Below are 18,842 nucleotides of genomic sequence, written 5' to 3'. Positions count from 1 at the left end.
TCAGTCGCGGCAGGGTAAGACGTTGGTCCTATGCGGTTCGGGACTAAGGTCCCATAGAGTTTCACCAGCCATCGAAAGAAGGTACTTCGGATGCGATGCGGCAGCGGGAGCCAATAGGAAAGTGATCCCCACCACCGGCGGTTTGGGCGGTGATACTCACGTCGTTATCTGGAACAAATGCCTTTAATGGCAGTTGGAATGCCGGCGAGGTGGTCATCCTTGCTAAAAATGCCGCACTTTTTATGCGGCCATGGAAGCCTGCCGTTGGTAACTGTTCGCCTCTGCCGACGGCGGGCCGGTCGCCGCTTTCGCGGTCCGCTGCGCCTCAATGGACGCTCGGAATCCTTGCGACCGCGGCGAAATCCTCCGCCACCAATTCGCTGATTGCGATCAACACCTCCTCGCGCGAGAAACCGGAGCCGATCGTTCGTTCGATCAGGTCTTGCAAGTCGGGCTCAATGACATCGCGGCAATCCTCAAGCCGTTCTTCGGAAACGGTCATGCTATACAATTCGTCCATCATTCAACCTTTCCTTCAGCCGTGAGCCGCCATATCGAAGAGCGGCTCCAGCGATATTTCTCTATCGCGCCGATGATCTTCGTTTGGATGCGGCGACAAGGCCTTCGCGCTGCATCTTCTTCCGGGCGGCCTTGCGCTGTCGGCTGATTGCCTGCGCTTTTTGCCGGGTACGGCGTTCAGAGGGCTTCTCGTAGGCCCGCCGTTCCCTCATCTCCCGGAACAACCCTTCGCGCTGCATCTTTCTTTTAAGCGCTCTCAGCGCCTGCTCGACGTTGTTGTCTCTGACCAGAACGTGCATTTTGTTCTCCTTGTTGTTGCGTTGGTAAATATTTGCAGATCAGCCGAGCTGTTCGGCGATCAATTCCTGCAGTTCCCGGCGGGTGAGAAGGCAGGGATACGGCTTCCAGTTCTTGTCGGGCCGGTTTACGGCCTCATCGCGCTCGCGCGGCTTCACCGCCGCGGGCGCGACAGCGATGTTTGGTTTGTTCAATAGAGATCCTCTGCCGACCGTTCGGTCAGCGTAAGCGATATGGAATAGTGGGAGTGCCCATCACGCAAATGCTCGATGAGCACGTTGGCTACGGACTGATGTTCTTGCCACAGTTCTGGCGAAGCATCGGCTTCGGCGCGATATCACGCCACGCGGCTCCGGAGCCTCACGTCAATAAATGGGTAGTTGGCTAAGCCTTTGCAAGGTGGAGACGGCGCCTCATCCCGCCTCGATCTGCCTTCCGTTCCTATTGCCATGCGGAAAAGCTACGGCCTCATCGACTCCAGCTCCTTTTGGAGACGGTTCCGTTCGGCAATATGCATCAATTGCAGTTCCTCAAAGGTCGATAGGAGCTGGCGGGCCTGCGAGGTGTCGTGTTTGCCTCGCGTAAGATCGGAAATGATTTGCTTTTGCCGCGTGATATGTCTGCGACCCTGAGCCACGTGCTGTTTCGCCAATTTCAAATGTTGTTCTACGAGTTGCTTATCCATGCATAATCATACGCCTGGGATGATGTTCATGCATCTGTTTCGTTAAATTTCTTGGCAGACGAGGAACGTGGGGCGACTGATAGCGAGCGGGTAGACGTTGGAAGGCGTTTGAGGCCGCGAGCATTCGCCCGCGCGGTCTCAAACGCTAAGATCAATCCTTGAGCCGTGATTACATCTGGTCATGTATGCGGCGGGAAACATTACCGCCAACGAGGTTGTTTCGGCGGAGCGTTGGCATGTAGTTCATGCAGCGGAGCGTGGCGACCCAACAACTTGACCAGCTTCTTGGTTTCGGCCGCGTCGACGCCGTGTTTCTTGCAATGTTTTTCCACGTCCAGCTCACGTGGGCCGGGCCTTTTAACCTGACGGTTTTGCATGCTCTTCATGGGATATTCCTCCTGGCGGAGAAACGTTCCGGGGATGCTTATTGTTCATAAGTTATTCTAGATAGGATACCCATCCGATCCACGCAGACCCGCCGCTGGCGTGCGCCTCAAGCGCGATAAGGAGGCTTGCCGACCGGCGAATTTGTTAAGTACTCACCTCGGAAACATCGGGTCGAACGTAAAGCAACAGGCAGAAAACGATGATGCCGAGGCCAAGCGCAAGGGACCAGATCGCAATCAATGCGGCGGCCAGGAACAGGACGATTGTCACCAGCGATCGCATTCGCATCATTCGCCTGATGCGATCGGAGGGATGTTCGTCCGAGGGGCGGTCGACGGCTTCCCAACATATCGCAAGGTAGGTCACGTTCACGGCGGCAAAGACCAGGGCGTAAAGCGTTACCGGCGCTGAGCCGAGGTCGCTATCGGCGATCCACGCGGTCGTGAAAGGAATGAGGGAGACAGAGAACAGATGGGCAAAATTGCTCCAGATAAGCCGCGGAGTCGCGCTCTCGGCAAAGCGCAGCACATGATGGTGATTGATCCACACCACCGCCAGAAACCAATAACTGACCGCATAGCTCAAACCCTCCGGCCAAAGTTCCTTCAATGCGGTGAAGCTGGCTTCGTGCGGCGGCCGAAGTTCAAGAACGAGAATGGTGATGATGATCGCAAAAATGCCATCGGAAAAGAGGCTGAGCCGCTCGGCGGTCGGTTTTCGCTCTACCATTGGCTTTCTCCATATGGCTCAAAATGCCCGTCTGGCAAAAGAATAGGTGTCAGACCGAAACGGTATCGACAGTAAACAATAATAACCATTTTACTGGATTTTAAAAGGTTATTGCGCTATTTGAAAATCAGCGATGCGCAGCGAAGAATGGGCGGAGCGATCATAACATGAATAAACTTCAAGTGAGATAGGACATGGCCGAACGCAACCCACCAGCAATCTTCGTCGGGGATGCCGCTGGTCTTGATTTTCTAAATTCAGTGGCAACCCCGGTCGACGCGCCTTTCGAATGGCTGAATGACGGCGAGGGATTTATCCAGTGGCTCCGCGAGGCTGGTCTCGTTCCGGAGCGCAGACTGCAGTCCATTATCCGGAATGCAATGCCCGGAGAGCTCGAATCGCTGGCGGCACAAGCGCGTTCGTTGCGTGAATGGTTCCGCGGTTTCGTCCGGGAACACAAGGGAAAGCCTCTCGATGCGAGCGCGCTCGATCAACTCGAACCATTAAACCGCCTGCTGGCGCGGGATGAGCAATTCCGCCAAATCGTCACCGCGGACGAGGAGAAGGGGGCGACCCGATTGCGCTGGAGCATGGAGCGCCAGTGGAAATCGCCTGACGCCCTTTTATCCCCCGTGGCGGAAGCGATGGGTGAACTCGTCTGCACCGAGGAATTCTCGGATATCAAGGCGTGCGAAGGTCACAATTGCACGCTTCTCTTCATCGATCGCACCCGCGGCAAGAAGCGCCGGTGGTGCAGCATGGCAGTTTGCGGCAACCGCGCAAAGCAGGCCGCTCACCGCGCCCGGGCAAACTAAAGCCGCATAACCCTATTGATGGCTGTTGACAGGTTATGCGTCCTATGTAACCATTTGAATGTCATTAATTAGGTTACGAAAAGGAGTGGTTCCATGACGAAGGTGCATTACCGGAAGGTGGATGTAGACGGCCTCGGCGTTTATTACAGGGAAGCGGGTGATCGAAAGAAACCGACACTTCTGCTGCTGCATGGGTTTCCGAGCTCCGGTCATATGTTTCGCGACCTGATCCCGGCTCTGGCCGCGGATTTTCATCTGGTGGCTCCTGACTTGCCGGGTTTCGGCCAGACAGATCTGCCGCCGCGTTCCGAATTCTCCTACTCCTTCGACAACGTCGCCAAAGTGATTGACCGCTTTACGGAGGTGATCGGGCTGAAACGGTTCGCGATTTACGTGTTCGACTACGGCGCGCCGACGGGCTTCCGGCTGGCTACCTGGCATCCCGAGCGGATTGCGGGGATCATTTCGCAGAACGGCAATGCCTATGAGGAAGGATTGAGCGAAGGTTGGAACCCGATCAGGGCATACTGGAACGATCCGTCTCCTGCCAATCGCGACGCGCTGCGATCATTCCTGGAGCCGGACGCGACGGTGTGGCAATATACCCATGGCGTGACGGATACGACGCTGATTTCGCCTGACGGTTATTCCCTCGATAACTACTATCTCGCGCGGGAAGGGGTGATCGACGCCCAGCTCGATCTCTTCGGTGATTATAAGAGCAACGTCGCTCTCTATCCGGAATTCCAGGCGTATTTCAGAACTTGTCAGCCGAAGTTCCTGGCCGTTTGGGGCAAGAACGATCCGTTCTTCCTGCCGCCTGGCGCCGAAGCGTTCAAGCGGGATATCCCGAACGCGGACATCAGGTTCTTCGATACGGGTCATTTCGCCCTTGAGACACATTGCGAGGAGATCGCAGCCGCGATCAAGGATGTCTTCTCAGGTGCCGAGTGAGCTTCTGATTGGGCTCGGGCGACCGGGCTCCCGTCAGCGATATACCAGGAGGTCGTATGGACGCGCGCAAGCCAGGGCGGCGAGGCGAAAGTTATAGGAGCACCGGGCATGAAACAGTCAAAGCGCAGATGGAGCGTGATATACGTAAACCTGGGTATGATGGTGGTCCCGGTAACCGGACCACCATCGCTATACCGTCCCACAGTCGAGGATAACGGCCCTGGCATGTCGGCAGGATCGCTGCTGAAGATCGGGCTAAATTTTCTTGCATCGCGCTTACGGCTGAGATCGCATCTCAGGTCAACACAACGCCTTGTTAGATCGGTGGGATCGGCCGTTGTGCCGCACTGGTCCAGGTAACCTGAAATATTCAGAGCGGCTGCGTCGCAGAGCTACGTTTTCTTAACGAGTTCATTTCATGCGATATTGTGATTTTCATGGCACAAGCACCCCAAAAGGCGAGGTGACCTATGAAAGAACTCCCGGTTTCATCGAAAATCATTAAGTCCGTATTTTTCCATCCGAACGACGGCCGCCTTTATATTCGCTTCAAAAACGGCGAAGAGCGTCTCTTTGCAGGTGTACCGGAAGAGGCTGCCTTGGCGATGGTGGCGGCTTCCTCTCCCGGCCAGCATTATATCGAACATATCCGTACCCGCTTCGAACGCGTCGCTTAGAGGAATTCCGGGAAGCCGCGCAGCGGCTTTCTGTTCGGAATAGCGAAGGAAAAAGAAGGGCGCGGCGATTCTGCGATTCCCTGAAGGCCGGACCATTCTCGGCGTTCGAGATATGTGACGGGCTATAGCACCATGCGTCATCCTCGGTGAAGATCTCTACGAACGGTGTGTACCCATGCCTGTCTTTACATTTGAGTACAATCTTAGATTGAAAGTTTGACAGAATTAATTTCATAAGCGTAATATAAAATGAGTGTTTGATGGAGCGCTCACAAGTAGGAGGAGTGTTGCCTGAAGCCGATCAGACGCAGCGGCTTAAATTCGGCAATTGTTAAATTATTTATGCGTAATATAGAAAGCAAAGCCATTCGGTACTTGTGGAAGGACAAGTATCTGGATTCGGGCCGCTAAAATTCTAAGACGACAGGAGATTGAAAGCGATTACGAAGCCTGAAATTTCCCAGAACGGGACGGAGACCGGAATGGCAGCCAGTAGCGTCATTAAGTTCGACATACCTTTGCCGACCAGCAACGCGCCTGACGTGCTTTTTTCATTTTACGACTCCGATTTGAATCTCATAATGTCGTCCGAGAGGTTTAGGGCTTTCTACGGCGACGACAAGACCTCTCAAGCCACGCTTTTCGGAATATATCCGGAGCTGGACGATCCGGAGATGACCATATTCACGGAGCAGACGGGCAACACCGGATCGCTGCGGAATGTGCAGTTCCAAAGAGCGGGCGAGGCATTATGCGATCTTATCATATTTCGACCGGCCAACGGTTTCGCGGTTATTGAAACGAGGAGCCTGCTTCGGCGGGAGCCGTCACCTGAGGAGGCAGACAGGGCCCTTCTGCTGCACGAGGCCAATCATGATGCCTTGACCGGTCTGCCGAACCGGCGGCAATTCGCCGCACAGCTGCACGAGGCTTTATCAGGCGAAAAGAACGGTATCGCGCTGATGCAGTTGGACCTCGATGAGTTCAAGCCGATCAACGATACGCTGGGACATGCCGCAGGTGATATCGTGCTGCAGCAAACGGCCGAACGCATACGCAATGTGCTGGGAGCGGGAGAGACCGCATACCGGCTGGCGGGCGACGAGTTTGCGATCATTCAGCTCCGCAATGACCAGCCGGCTGAGGCCGAGCGACTGGCGGATTCGTTGGTGAACGCTTTCAAAAAGCCATTCCTAGTCAATGGTATCGCGGTGTTTTCAGGCGCAAGCATCGGCGTGGCGCTTGCCCCGCGCGATGGCAGCGAAGAAGATCAGCTCATGCGTGCCGCCGATATTGCTCTTTATGCCGCAAAAAGTGAGGGAAGAGGCCGCGCGCGAACGTTTGAGCCAGCCATGATGATGGTGCTGGAGCAGCGGGAATTGCTGAGGCGAAGCCTGCGCGTGGCGCTGCAGCACGGTGAGTTCTTTATCGAATATCAGCCGCTGATGGATTGTTCCGGTTCCGTCGCAGGCTTCGAGGCGTTGTTGCGGTGGCATCATCCGATGATGGGTATCATTCCACCTTCCGCATTCATCCCAATGGCAGAGGCCGACGGAATGATGCCGGAAATCGGCCAATGGGTCCTGGAAGAGGCCTGCCGGCAGGCCATGAATTGGCCGCCGCATTGCATGGTCGCAGTCAATCTCTCGCCCGCTGAGTTCTTGACCGGAAGCTTCACCGATCAGGTATCCCAGACGCTCGATATGGTCGGATTTCCGGCTGAACGTCTTGAGCTTGAAATTACCGAAGGTGTTTTGCTTGAGCGCACGATCAACAATCTCGATACGTTGAATACCCTCAATGTCCTCGGTATCCAAATCTCGCTCGATGACTTCGGCACCGAATATTCCTCCCTGAGTTATTTGAAGAACTTTCCCTTCGACTCCATAAAGATCGACAAGTACTTCATAAAAGATCTGACGAACGACCCTAAGAGCCAGACGATCGTCCGCTTTATCGTCGCTTTGGCGCATGGGTTGGGAATGAAGGTCACTGCTGAAGGCGTGGAGGACCAAGCGCAAGCCGAGTGGCTCATTGCCGCCGGCTGCGATCGTTTGCAGGGATATTTTCTTGGTCGGCCTCTGCCTGCGTCCTCGGTGCTGGAGTTCCTCCGGCGTAATGATACGGCAAACCGGCAGAACCAAAAAAAATAGGTGGTGGGAAGTTGGCGGGACAAGTCGGGTCTGTTCCGTAAGCAGTCGTCGCAAATACCGGAATATCTGCTTTCAGAAAGCAGATGAGATGCTCCGGAAACAATTCCCGGAAAGTGCGCAGCGTTTTCCTTCCGGAATTGTGAGACCATAAAGATAGAGCGGTTCTGCGCATCCATGAGAAGCTGACCGTTCCGGGCAATTTAAGGGGATCGGCGTTGAGCGAAAAAAACGCAGGCCGCACTGAACTACCATTTCATCCGATGCTGGAGCTGGAAATGGAAATGGAAGTTTTCACGTCGGATTGGCTCCATTGCAATCAGCTTTCGAATTACATGGCGCGGATGGTGAGCCACGACCGAAGCGATCCGATCAGGCACGCCAATTTGCTTTCGTCGGCACTGAACGAGCTTTTTGAAATATCGTTTCGTTCCGGCTGCACTTCCGGGCGACTTCACTGCAATGTTTCCCGAGGGGATGGTTCGGAACGGATTGCCCTGACCTTTCCCTGTGCTCCCGCGCAGCAGCACCTATACCGTGACGCAACCGCAAGAGCGTCGAGAAGCGGGGCTCTGCAAATATATCTCGACGCTCTCGCAGATGAAAATTCGGTCTCGGAAGCGGACGTCATCCTGCTCGGCCTAGCGATCAACTATGACGCATCGCTGTCGCTGCGACAGGTGGAAGATCGAGCTCTCACGGTGGTATTGGATATTCCAGTGGAGGGATTACTGAATTGAGTTCGCACGAACCGGTTCCGCTGTTTTCGGCTCAGTTCGACCAAAACAGTCAGGAGTTTTCACTTTCAGGCATCCTGCGGCCGTTGTCACCTGTCGAGATCGCCGACACGACCGCCCTACTCGAAAAGTGCATCAATCAAGTCAGAGGCGTGCTCTACATCAATGTCAAGCGCCTCATTCATATGAATGCGACGGCCTATCACGCCTTGGCACGGCTGTTGGTCAATGCGAGCCGGAGACGCGGGGACATTCGCTTTGTCATCGTGACGTCCAGTGTCGTTGGTTGGGCGACAAGGACATTCCGTCATCTCAGTGCCATCGAACCGAAGATTGTCGTCGAGGCGTATGACGCCGCCTTTTATCCGGGGCAGACCTTTGTCGAAGATCAGAGCTTCATTCCCATCTTGCGGACCCAGACGAAAATGACCTGGCGCCATGAACGCGAGATTTTGCCGCGTCACGGCATGAGCGCCGGCATTGCTATGGCTGACATTTGCTGCGGGATCGGTGATTTCGCCGTCTTGGCCTATAAGGAATTCAAGCCGGCAAGGATCGTGGCGCTTGATCATTCGGTGGCCAGTCTCGAATACGCACGAAAGGTCGCGTCCGATTTCGATATCCGCGATATCGAATATACCTATGGCGATGCATCGGAGATGCTGCTCGAAGATAATCAGTTCGACCTCGTGACCTGTCGCCATTCGCTGCAGATATTCAATCGGCCCGACATATTGCTGAGGGAACTCTACCGCATCTGCAAGCCCGGTGGCCGTGTCTACATAACCAATGAGAAGAACTCTCATTGTCTTGGCGAGCCACGAGCGGCAAGCATACAATGGACCTACAACGAGGTGGCGACGTTGTTCGCCCATTTCGACATGGATGTCGAAATGGGGCCCAAAAGCCGCCGGCTGCTGTTGGATGCGGGCTTCGAGGACATCGAGGTGGAAAGTTTCATGGTCTCTAACCTCGATGGCGATCCGCAGGATTTTGCCGATGTCATTGCCGCTTGGGAAAATGTCTATGCCGGCGAAATGTCGGTTCGCCGGGGCGACACGCCGGAATTCATCAAGCGTTTCCGCCAAGGATTTCAGGATCATATGTTCGCAGCCCTTCATCCAAAAGGCTATGCCGGCTGGCCTATCTGGGCGGCATCCGGGCGGAAGCCGCTATGAGCAAAAAAAACGGTCGATTTTTCATTCCTGGCATCCGCTCGTTTCGCGCGAAGTTTGTCCTCGTGGTTGGCGGAGCCGTCCTTTTCGACCTTCTCGTCAGCGGTGGGTTGGCGTTGTGGAACGTGCAACGATTGTCCCGCGACGCCACATCCGAAGTGGGGCAGGGTCTTGAACGCGCGAGCCAAGATTATATCAGGTCCTATGCGGATTCGACGGCTGCCCGCGTCGGGCTGCTTCTCAATCAGGTGCATTCCGACGTCAAAACGCTCGCGGGTGTTCTCCAGTCGCAGATAGATCATCCCAACCGGAACAATGCGATCGCCGAGGCGCTGGCGCGGTCCGAACCTGGCGCCAACAAGCTCACTTATGATCCAAAAGGCCGATGGGCGCAGAACCTTCCCGGTTCGACGTCCGTCATCAGCGTTTGGGGTTATCTGCTGGATCAAAATCACCAGCCGCTGCCTGAGGTGCAAAAAGACATCGAGACCAGCACGGTCATCGATCTCGTCGCGCCGAACCTGCTGAAGAGTGGCTACCCCAAACTACAGATGTATTACATCGGCCCCAAAGAGCGGCCGATCTTCAGGACGGTGCCTTATACCGACCAGGCGCAGACCTTTGATCGTCTCTATCCGGGTCATAACGACGCCAATTTCTGGGATTTCTTCTTTCCGGGCCTATACGAATCCTGGCAACAATGGGCACGTGAACCGGGTTCGCGCCCTGTCGCGGACGATATCACGCAGACGGCACCCTATACCGACGCGATTACGGGCAAGCTGATCGTCAGCTTTTTCAATCCTCTCTGGTCTCCCGATCGCAAGGAGGTTGCCGGCATCGGCGGGGCCGACATCACCCTGGACCAACTGGCCGGAATCGTCGAAAGTGTGAAGGTCGCCGATACCGGCTTCGGCTTCCTGGCGATGTCGAATGGCAATGTGGTTGCCATCAATCATGCCGGTGAAAAGATCATCGGCCTGCGCTCCTCGAGCGACACCGGCGATAAGGGCGTGACCGGCCTCGACCGCTCCTTCCGCAACAGCACGCAAAAGGCGATGGCAACACTCCCCTTGGACCGCGATGGCGTCATCCAGCATATTATGCTGGACGAACAAGGAGAGAAGATCCCGTATCTAGTTGTCGTCAAGCAGATAGCGCCGACGAATCTTTGGGTTTCCGGGCCGGTTCAAAAGGAAGCAATGTCGCTCGGAATTGTGGTGCCGGAGCGGGAGATTTATGCCTCGCTTTTTGCGGCGCAGGAAGAAATATCGCGAGCGACAAACCGCATCCTTATCTATCAGATCCTTGCCATCTCCATATCGCTGATGATCGTCACCGCGGCGGTGTTTGCGGTTTCCAAGCGTATTACCAGCGGCATCAGCGCGCTTGCAGGCGCGGCGCGGCGCATTCAGGCGAAGGATTATTCGGTCAGGGTCGATATCCCGTCGCAAGACGAGGTGGGCCAGGCCGGCGTTGCATTCAACCGCATGGCGGAGGAGATAAGCTTCCACACGGAAAACCTCGAATTGCTTGTCGATGAAAGAACCAAGGAAATCGAAGAGGCGAAAGAGGAAATCTCGGCGCTGAACACGCAATTGAAGAGCGAAAACCTTCGGCTCGGCGCCGAGCTGGCCGTCGCTCAGCGGATACAGCTCATGGTCTTGCCGCGCCAAAACGAACTTGCGGCCATCGAACAACTTGAAATCGCCGCCTTCATGCGACCCGCCGATGAGGTCGGTGGCGATTACTATGACATTCTGCAGGACGGCAAAAGGCTGAAGATCGGCATAGGGGACGTTACCGGCCATGGGCTTGAAAGCGGCGTGCTGATGCTGATGGTTCAGTCCGTCGCGCGTGCCTTGCAGGAGGCCGGTGAGACCGATCCGGCAAAGTTCCTGACCGACCTCAACCGCACGATCTACAAGAATATCGAACGAACCAAGACCGACAAACATTTGACCCTTGCCTTTCTCGATTATGACGGGGAGCGCTTGACGCTCTCCGGTCAACACGAGGATCTGATTGTCGTGAGACAAGGTGGTGCGGTTGAGCGGATTGAAACCGCTGATCTCGGACTTCCTGTGGGGCTCGATTCAGATATTTCCGAATTTGTCGATACCAGAGATGTCGCTTTCAAAAGCGGCGACATGATCGTTCTGCATACGGATGGGGTTACGGAAGCCGAGAACCGAAACGGCGAATTGTATGGAATTGAGCGGCTTTGTGAATCGGCTCGCCGTTTTTATGGCGGCAGTGCCCAGGACGTCATGAACGGTATCCTGGAAAATCTCATGACTTATATTGGGTCGCAAAAGATTCACGATGACATAACTCTGGTTGTAATGAAGCATAGGTGATAACATGGCGACCGTCGTGTTTGGGCTTGCAGATATTGTAGCGGAGGGTAGCGGAGCCGGCGCTATCTTCCTCCGATTGCTTGACGGACCACTCGCCTTAAGCTGGTCCCATTGTTCGATGACATCTGATTTTATCGCCGAGATAACGGCTTTGCGTTACAGGAGCTTACGTCAGGTCTATCATCAGGTGCGCCATGACATCGGTTACGTCGCCAACGAACTCATTGAAAATGCCGTGAAGTTTCGTGTATCCGGTGAAATCGGCATTTCGGCTTCGATAGTAGGGGAACGGTTTCGCATGAGGGTCTCGAATTTTATCGATAATGAAAATGCGGCGCGTTTTCAGCATCTGCTTGCGCAGATAACCAATGATGACCCCTCGGATCTCCTCATTCAGCAAATCGAGAAGAATGCGGCGTTGACTTTCGGCACGGAGTCCGGCCTTGGCCTGTTGACGCTGATGAGTGACTATGAAGCCGAGTTGGCGTGGACTTTTGATGCGAACCGGCCGAACGGTCCGACTCATCTGGAGACATATGCCTCTTTACCGATCCCTTCCGTCCAAGATCGCTGAGTTTTGACCATGGAAATCAGAGGAGAGGCATTTCGGGTTTGGACTGAAGGGCATGTCATATTCTTCGACGGTTCCATGCGTCTGGCGGGATCGGAGGCCTATGCTCCGATCTTCCAGTTGGCTATGGATTTGCTCGAGAAAAAACCTGAGCGGCTGACGCTCGATCTGACAGGGCTTCAATTTCTGAACTCGTCGGGCATAAACCTGCTTGCGAAACTGACGATAGAGGCCCGCAAACGCGCCGACGTGCAGATGACGGTGCGCGGTTCCAAACAGATTTCGTGGCAGCTAAAATCATTGCCGAATCTAAAGAAGCTTTATCGCGAGCTCGATCTCCGGCTCGGTTAATGCATGTAACGGATAGGTGCGGCCTTTCAATGCAAAATGGGGGTTGTATAAAATCCCGCAATGATTGAGGATTTGACACCATTAGTCGTCCCGATGTACTTATAAGTTACTAACATATGAAATTCAATTAATCCGACAGCGCCGGTCGGTTGTAGGGTTCCGTGTCAGGATACGCGCGCCAACGGCGTCCTGCCTGCAATCGAAAACAATGACTGAGAATAGCATCGCTGGAGGTGTTTCTCATTATGTCCAAGGCTGTTTCCGATCGCGGACTAAGTTTCGCCGCACAAAAGGTCAGCCAAATCGATGTTCCGGAAAAGGTGCTCTATTGGGAGTGCTTCGCGCGGATCGCGGACGCTCGCGGCGTTGTTCACAGCGCCAGCGCTTTTGCACCCTATCTGGAATCCTCCATGGCTTCCTTCGATCTCGATGCGCGCATGCTGGACCTCATTCTGTCGCATTTAGCCAAGGATCAAAACCTCGTTCTCGGATGCAACATTTCCGCAGCGAATCTCGCCGCTCCGGATCATTGGAAGCAGATTTGTCGGCAGATCGAGCACCATCCGGAACTTGCGCCGCGGCTCGTCCTTGAAATTACCGAGACCTACCCTCTGGTAAATGCAGGTGTCGCCAGGCTGACGGCCGTTCGCTCGCTTGGCTGCCGGGTGGCCATCGATAACTTCGGCGCCGGTATGGCCACGCCTGCGCGACTGCTGACGGTCCCGGCCGATATCATCAAGATCGACGCCTCGCTGGTGCGGAATGTCCGGACCTCTCAAAAGGGACAGAGCAGCCTGCATTATCTTGTCGGATTTGCGTCTTGCGTCGCCCCGATCATCGTCGCCGAAGGCATCGAAAAGAAAGAGCATCTCGATGCCGCGCGCGACTCAGGCGCGACTCACGTGCAGGGTTTTCTGTTCGGAAAACCGGCCTCGCTATAGACTCAGTGAGCCAATCCGAAGACCATCTATCCACATTCTCGCCTGGTGCGTGCTCAACCCCGATGACTTTAAAGCTGGGGTAGGGGTAGCCTGATCTCGTTTTCAAAAAAGGGTACCAGATCAAGGTAATAGAGGGGCCCGGCAAGGCCGCGTTAACTTTTTGTTAACCATGTCGGCGATAGACATAATCAACGAAATATTTACATAGATGACCAAAGTGCTAACAGACGCTCGCTCGATCCGCATCAAAGGCCGTTCTTTCCTGGCGGTCATGCTTTCCCCGGATCTACCCATCGATGATTGGTTGATCAGGCTGGATGACCTCGCCGCGCGTTCGGCGGGCTTCTTTTTAGGACGGCCGGTCGTGCTCGACCTAACGGACCTGCCGATCGACCGGTCGCAGTTGAAGGACCTGATCGGCGAACTTGCCCAGCGCAATGTGAGCATCATGGGGATCGAGGGCGCGCGCCCTTCAATCCTGGGGCCAGGCATGCCTCCCGCACTCAAGGGCGGTAGGCCGGTTTCCGATATCGAGGTGCCGGTAAACGAAGTTCCGGTACAGGAGCCGGTCGTCGATGTGCGCAGCAGGCCGACGGCTCCCGAGGCCAGGCCGGTCACGCAATCCATCGTCATCCGGGAGCCGGTGCGTTCGGGTCAATCGGTGATCTTCCCCGAAGGTGATGTCACCATTATCGGATCGGTCGCTTCGGGTGCGGAGATCATCGCCGGCGGGTCGGTGCACATCTACGGCACTTTGCGGGGGCGGGCCATGGCGGGATCAATTGGAAACGCATCGGCGCGCATTTTCTGCCGAAAGCTCGAAGCCGAGCTGGTGGCGATCGACGGTATCTACAAAATGGCAGAAGACATGGCCCCCAACCTTCGCGGACAGGCAGTTCAGCTCTGGCTCGAAGGTGATGCGATCATGGCAGAGAAACTTATCTGAGCCGGCAGCCGGCCACGACAGAGGAGAGCAAGATGGGGAAAGTCATCGTAGTCACGTCAGGCAAGGGCGGGGTTGGCAAGACGACCTCGACCGCCGCGCTCGGAGCGGCCCTGGCACAGAGAAATGATAAGGTCGTTGTCGTCGATTTTGACGTCGGCCTAAGGAATCTCGACCTTGTCATGGGGGCAGAGCGAAGGGTCGTCTACGATCTGATCAACGTCATACATGGCGACGCCAAGCTGCCCCAGGCGCTGATCCGTGACAAGCGGCTGGATACGCTGTTCCTGCTGCCGGCCTCGCAAACCCGGGACAAGGACAACTTGACGGCGGAAGGTGTCGAGCGGGTCATCAACGAATTGAAGCAACACTTCGACTGGATCATCTGCGACAGTCCCGCAGGGATCGAGCGCGGCGCTACTCTGGCCATGCGCCATGCGGATACGGCTGTCGTTGTCACCAATCCGGAAGTCTCGTCGGTGCGCGATTCGGACCGTATTATCGGTCTGCTGGACGCCAAGACGGCGAAGGCCGAGCGCGGCGAACGGATCGAAAAGCATCTGCTCTTGACCCGCTACGATGCCACCCGCGCCGAGCGCGGGGATATGCTCAAGGTCGACGACGTGCTGGAGATCCTGTCCATCCCGCTCCTGGGGATCATTCCGGAAAGTACGGATGTTCTGCGGGCCTCCAACATCGGCGCCCCCGTCACCCTGGCCGATAGCCGCAGCGCACCTGCCATGGCTTATTTCGATGCCGCACGCCGGCTCACTGGCGAGATTCTGCCGATCACAATTCCCGGCGAAAAGCGGAACTTTTTCGGTAAGATATTCGGACGGAGGGCGGCATGAACATTTTTCGTCTTTTCGGCAAACAAAGAACCGCACCGGCGGCTCGAGAGCGCCTGCAGGTGCTTCTCGCCCACGAACGGTCGTCGGCGGGCTCGGATCTGGTATCGCTGCTGCGGGAGGAAATCCTCGGCGTGATCGCAAAGCATGTGCAGCTCGACGGCGACAAGGTGCAAGTCAAAATGGACTGCAACGAACACGTGTCGACCCTGGAAATCGATGTCGAAATCCCGCTGCACGCGGTCGTCCAGGCCGCGTGACGAGAGCGCTTCGATAAGCTGCTCGACACCGGGCTTTGATCATCTGGGGCGCGGATAGATAACAATCCGCGTCCCCAGACGGAGTAAGTTCGGCCGCCAGCGCCATGAATCGGCTGCTATGTAGTGCTGAATATTGTAATGAAACAATAATCAGATTGACATGATCTATTGTCTCTTTCACGCTGATGTCATGAACATCGGCTGCGAAAGAGATATGAAATCGTGCTGACATTTGTCACGGCATTTCCAGAGCGACGGACCGCGCGATGACCGCGATGGTGACGTTGCCCGATATTGAAGAGGCACGGCGGCGCATCGCCGGACACGTTGTCCGCACGCCGTTGCTTCGCTCGCAGGCGCTCTCCCGCCAATCCGACACGCCCGTATTCCTGAAGCTGGAAAACCACCAGAAGACCGGCAGTTTCAAACTTCGCGGAGCCACCAACGCGATCCTGTGCCTGAACGAGGAGGCACGTTCGCGCGGGCTGGCAACGGCCTCTACGGGCAATCACGGCAGAGCGGTCGCGCATGCCGCCAGAACATTGGGTGCGCGAGCGACCATCTGCCTTTCGGCGCTCGTTCCTGCGAATAAAGTTGGGGCGATCCGCAGCCTCGGGGCTGAAGTCCGTATCGTTGGTCGCTCACAGGACGATGCCATGCTTGAGGTCGAGCGCCTGGTGAGCGAAAAGGGCATGAGCTTCGTGCCGCCCTTCGATGATGCCGGCGTGATCACCGGTCAGGGAACCATCGGACTCGAGATCGTCGACGACTTGCCGGAGGTGGCGCTTGTCCTCGTGCCGCTATCGGGCGGTGGACTGGCGTCCGGCATTGCTGCCGCGATCAAAGGCCGGCGACCGCAAACTAGGGTCATCGGCATATCGATGGAGCGGGGAGCGGCGATGGCGGCAAGTCTTGCGGCCGGTAAGCCCCTTGAAGTCCAGGAGGTCGAAACCCTAGCGGATTCGCTCGGCGGCGGCATCGGGCTCGACAATCGCCTGACCTTTGCGATGTGCCGCGATCTTCTCGACGATGTGATCCTGGTCAGTGAAAACGAGATAGCGGCAGGCATCCGCTACGCGGCGACGGTCGAAGGCGAGATCGTCGAGGGAGCGGGTGCGGTCGGCATCGCGGCGCTGCTTGCCGGCAAGATCAAGCCAGTCGGCCCCACGGCGATTGTCGTCTCCGGTGGCAACATCGATCCGGCGGTCCATCGCCAAATCGTCAACGACATCAAATCGGGAGTGGCGTGATGGCGCGCGTGCTTGTGCTGACGGAAACCGATTTGCGCAAAATCGTGCAGCTCGATGCCGATGCGGTGGATTGTGTTGAGCAGGCCTTCGCGGCCTTGGCCACCAAGGCAGTTGAGATGCCGCCCATCATGCGGCTGGATATTCCCGCCCATCGCGGTGAAGTCGACGTCAAGACCGCCTATGTGCCCGATCTCGACAGCTTTGCGATCAAGGTGAGCCCCGGCTTTTTCAACAATCCATCGCTCGGCCTGTCCAGCACCAACGGGCTGATGATGCTCTTGTCGGCGCATACCGGACTGGTCGAAGCGCTTTTGCTGGACAACGGCTATTTGACGGATGTGCGCACGGCGGCCGCAGGCGCGGTTGCTGCAAGGCATCTGGCTCGCCCGGCTGCCCGGGTCGCGGCAATCCTTGGGGCCGGTATGCAGGCGCGCTTGCAGCTCCGCGCGCTGACTTTAGTCCGGCCGATCGAGGCTGCCCGTATTTGGGCGCGCGATGAGGAGAAGGCGAAACGGGTTGCCGTTGAGCTTACCGCGGAGCTCGGTTTTCCGGTTTCGGCCGAGACGGAGGCCGAACAGGCCTGCCGCGGGGCCGACATCATCGTCACAACCACGCCTTCCGACAAGCCGATCCTCGACGCTTCCTGGCTGGAGCCGGGTCAGCACGTCACAGCCATGGGCTCGGATGCCGAGCACAAGAACGAGATCGACCCGGCGGCGATCCTGCGCGCCGAACCCTATGTCGCCGACAGCCTGAAGCAGACCCGCCGGCTCGGCGAGCTGCATCATGCCGTCGCCGCGGGACTTGTCAGAGAAGATGCGGCCTTCCCCGAACTGGGCGCCATCATCTGTGGTCAGGCGGCCGGCCGCCAGTCGAACGAAGCGATAACCCTTTGCGATCTGACAGGCACCGGCGTCCAGGACACGGCCATTGCCACGCTTGCCCATCGTCGCGCCGTCCTTGCCGGCGCGGGACAAGCCATTGAAACGACAAAAGCACCAGGAGATCCAGCGTGAGCGAACCGACCCTCAATTTCACCCGCTCCGAATATGCCGATCGGCTCGCCAAGACGCGGCGCGCCATGGAGAAGGCCGGTGTCGATCTCGTTATCGTGACCGACCCGTCCAACATGCATTGGCTGACGGGTTATGACGGCTGGTCCTTCTATGTGCATCAATGCGTGCTGGTGCCGGGTTCCGGCGAACCGATCTGGTATGGACGCGGCCAGGATGCCAACGGTGCGAAACGCACCGCCTATCTCAGCCACGACAACATCATCGGCTATCCCGATCACTACGTACAGTCGACCGAACGCCATCCGATGGATATGCTGTCCAAGATCATCGAGGAGCGCGGCTGGGCCAAGGCCTCGATCGCCGTCGAGATGGACAATTACTGGTTCACCGCCGCGGCCTATGCCTCTTTGGTCAAGCATTTGCCCAACGCACGCTTCAAGGATGCGCAGGGGCTCGTGAACTGGCAGCGCGCCGTCAAGAGCCCGACGGAACTCGACTATATGCGTAAGGCCGGCCGCATCGTCGAAGCCATGCACAAGCGGATCGTCGAAAAGGTCGAGCCAGGCATTCGCAAATCCGATCTCGTTGCAGAAATTTATGACGCCGGCATTCGTGGCGTAGACGGCTTCGGTGGCGACTATGCCGCGATCGTGCCGCTGCTGCCGTCAGGTGCCGATGCCTCCGCACCACATCTGACCTGGGACGACAAGCCGATGAAGAGCGGCGAGGGCACCTTCTTCGAGATCGCCGGCTGCTATCGCCGCTATCATTGCCCGCTGTCGCGAACCGTTTTCCTCGGCAAGCCGACCCAAGCCTTTCTGGATGCGGAGAAGGCGACGCTCGAAGGCATGGAGGCCGGTCTGGCCGCCGCCAAGCCCGGCAATGCCTGTGAGGACATCGCCAACGCCTTCTTCGCGGTGTTGAAGAAATACGGGATCGTGAAGGACAACCGCACCGGCTATCCGATCGGCCTGTCCTATCCGCCGGACTGGGGCGAGCGGACCATGAGCCTGCGCCCCGGCGATCGCACCGAGCTGCAGCCCGGCATGACTTTCCATTTCATGACGGGTCTATGGCTGGAAGACATGGGCATGGAGATCACCGAAAGCATCGTGATCACCGAGACCGGAGTCGAGTGCCTGTCCAACGTACCCCGCAAACTCGTCGTGAAGTGATC

21 protein-coding genes are annotated in these 18,842 nt (G+C 56.7%); 16 read left to right on the top strand and 5 right to left on the bottom strand.

The window, feature by feature from the left end; translation table 11 throughout:
- Positions 1–325: 325 nt before the first annotated feature.
- From QA646_RS22915 to QA646_RS22895, 5 genes are all read right to left on the bottom strand, one after another.
- A complete protein-coding gene (locus QA646_RS22915; RefSeq protein WP_283060539.1) occupies positions 326–520 on the bottom strand; it encodes a hypothetical protein in 195 nt (64 codons plus the stop codon).
- Positions 521–581: 61 nt separating this feature from the next.
- The gene (gene rpsU, locus QA646_RS22910) at positions 582–818 is read right to left on the bottom strand and encodes a 30S ribosomal protein S21 (RefSeq protein WP_283059039.1); all 237 of its coding nucleotides are present in this window, start codon (positions 816–818) and stop codon (positions 582–584) included.
- A 39-nt stretch (positions 819–857) separates the two neighbouring features.
- Positions 858–1,010 carry a hypothetical protein gene (locus tag QA646_RS22905; protein WP_283059038.1) on the bottom strand — a complete coding sequence of 51 codons (153 nt, stop codon included), beginning with the start codon at positions 1,008–1,010 and terminating at the stop codon, positions 858–860.
- Between the two features lie 691 nt (positions 1,011–1,701).
- Positions 1,702–1,887, bottom strand: a complete 186-nt coding sequence (locus QA646_RS22900; RefSeq protein WP_283059037.1) for a hypothetical protein — start codon at positions 1,885–1,887, stop codon at positions 1,702–1,704.
- A gap of 145 nt (positions 1,888–2,032) precedes the next feature.
- Complete coding sequence (locus QA646_RS22895; protein WP_283059036.1) at positions 2,033–2,617, bottom strand: TMEM175 family protein; 585 nt, start codon at positions 2,615–2,617, stop codon at positions 2,033–2,035.
- Positions 2,618–2,811: 194 nt separating this feature from the next.
- On the opposite strand from QA646_RS22895, the gene QA646_RS22890 reads away from it, so the two are divergent.
- The 16 genes from QA646_RS22890 (at position 2,812) to doeA (ending at position 18,840) form a co-directional block, all read left to right on the top strand.
- A complete protein-coding gene (locus QA646_RS22890; protein WP_283059035.1) occupies positions 2,812–3,432 on the top strand; it encodes an ABATE domain-containing protein in 621 nt (206 codons plus the stop codon).
- A gap of 93 nt (positions 3,433–3,525) precedes the next feature.
- Positions 3,526–4,386, top strand: a complete 861-nt coding sequence (locus QA646_RS22885; protein WP_283059034.1) for an alpha/beta hydrolase — start codon at positions 3,526–3,528, stop codon at positions 4,384–4,386.
- Between the two features lie 470 nt (positions 4,387–4,856).
- Positions 4,857–5,063 carry a KTSC domain-containing protein gene (locus tag QA646_RS22880; protein ID WP_283059033.1) on the top strand — a complete coding sequence of 69 codons (207 nt, stop codon included), beginning with the start codon at positions 4,857–4,859 and terminating at the stop codon, positions 5,061–5,063.
- Positions 5,064–5,545: 482 nt separating this feature from the next.
- Positions 5,546–7,216, top strand: a complete 1,671-nt coding sequence (locus QA646_RS22875) for an EAL domain-containing protein (protein WP_283060538.1) — start codon at positions 5,546–5,548, stop codon at positions 7,214–7,216.
- Positions 7,217–7,431: 215 nt separating this feature from the next.
- Complete coding sequence (locus QA646_RS22870) at positions 7,432–7,953, top strand: ubiquinone biosynthesis methyltransferase UbiE (RefSeq protein WP_283059032.1); 522 nt, start codon at positions 7,432–7,434, stop codon at positions 7,951–7,953.
- Positions 7,950–9,128 carry a class I SAM-dependent methyltransferase gene (locus QA646_RS22865; protein WP_283059031.1) on the top strand — a complete coding sequence of 393 codons (1,179 nt, stop codon included), beginning with the start codon at positions 7,950–7,952 and terminating at the stop codon, positions 9,126–9,128. The genes QA646_RS22870 and QA646_RS22865 overlap by 4 nt, the downstream gene beginning before the upstream one ends.
- Positions 9,125–11,485 carry a SpoIIE family protein phosphatase gene (locus QA646_RS22860; protein WP_283059030.1) on the top strand — a complete coding sequence of 787 codons (2,361 nt, stop codon included), beginning with the start codon at positions 9,125–9,127 and terminating at the stop codon, positions 11,483–11,485. Before QA646_RS22865 ends, QA646_RS22860 begins: the two co-directional genes overlap by 4 nt.
- Before the next feature lie 4 nt (positions 11,486–11,489).
- Positions 11,490–12,059, top strand: coding sequence for an ATP-binding protein (locus QA646_RS22855; RefSeq protein WP_283059029.1), 570 nt, complete (start codon positions 11,490–11,492; stop codon positions 12,057–12,059).
- Between the two features lie 9 nt (positions 12,060–12,068).
- Entirely contained in the window at positions 12,069–12,407 is a 339-nt protein-coding gene (locus QA646_RS22850) for an STAS domain-containing protein (RefSeq protein ID WP_283059028.1), read from the top strand.
- 245 nt (positions 12,408–12,652) lie between these two features.
- Positions 12,653–13,348: an EAL domain-containing protein gene (locus QA646_RS22845; RefSeq protein WP_283059027.1), complete on the top strand. Its 696-nt coding sequence runs from the start codon at positions 12,653–12,655 to the stop codon at positions 13,346–13,348.
- 208 nt (positions 13,349–13,556) lie between these two features.
- Positions 13,557–14,294, top strand: a complete 738-nt coding sequence (minC, locus tag QA646_RS22840; RefSeq protein ID WP_283059026.1) for a septum site-determining protein MinC — start codon at positions 13,557–13,559, stop codon at positions 14,292–14,294.
- Positions 14,295–14,326: 32 nt separating this feature from the next.
- Complete coding sequence (gene minD / locus QA646_RS22835; RefSeq protein ID WP_283059025.1) at positions 14,327–15,142, top strand: septum site-determining protein MinD; 816 nt, start codon at positions 14,327–14,329, stop codon at positions 15,140–15,142.
- The gene (gene minE, locus QA646_RS22830) at positions 15,139–15,399 is read left to right on the top strand and encodes a cell division topological specificity factor MinE (RefSeq protein ID WP_028750328.1); all 261 of its coding nucleotides are present in this window, start codon (positions 15,139–15,141) and stop codon (positions 15,397–15,399) included. Before minD ends, minE begins: the two co-directional genes overlap by 4 nt.
- 266 nt (positions 15,400–15,665) lie before the next feature.
- Positions 15,666–16,649 carry a hydroxyectoine utilization dehydratase EutB gene (gene eutB, locus QA646_RS22825; protein WP_283059024.1) on the top strand — a complete coding sequence of 328 codons (984 nt, stop codon included), beginning with the start codon at positions 15,666–15,668 and terminating at the stop codon, positions 16,647–16,649.
- Entirely contained in the window at positions 16,649–17,665 is a 1,017-nt protein-coding gene (eutC, locus tag QA646_RS22820; protein WP_283059023.1) for an ectoine utilization protein EutC, read from the top strand. Before eutB ends, eutC begins: the two co-directional genes overlap by 1 nt.
- Positions 17,662–18,840 (top strand): ectoine hydrolase DoeA, encoded by a 1,179-nt coding sequence (gene doeA, locus QA646_RS22815; RefSeq protein ID WP_283059022.1) that lies wholly within the window; start codon positions 17,662–17,664, stop codon positions 18,838–18,840. The genes eutC and doeA overlap by 4 nt, the downstream gene beginning before the upstream one ends.
- Positions 18,841–18,842 lie beyond the last annotated feature (2 nt).

It is taken from the genome of Rhizobium sp. CB3090, from assembly GCF_029714285.1.
GTDB lineage: Bacteria > Pseudomonadota > Alphaproteobacteria > Rhizobiales > Rhizobiaceae > Rhizobium.
Note: the sequence above shows the minus strand (reverse complement) of the source record. Positions and strands in the feature narration are given on the sequence as shown.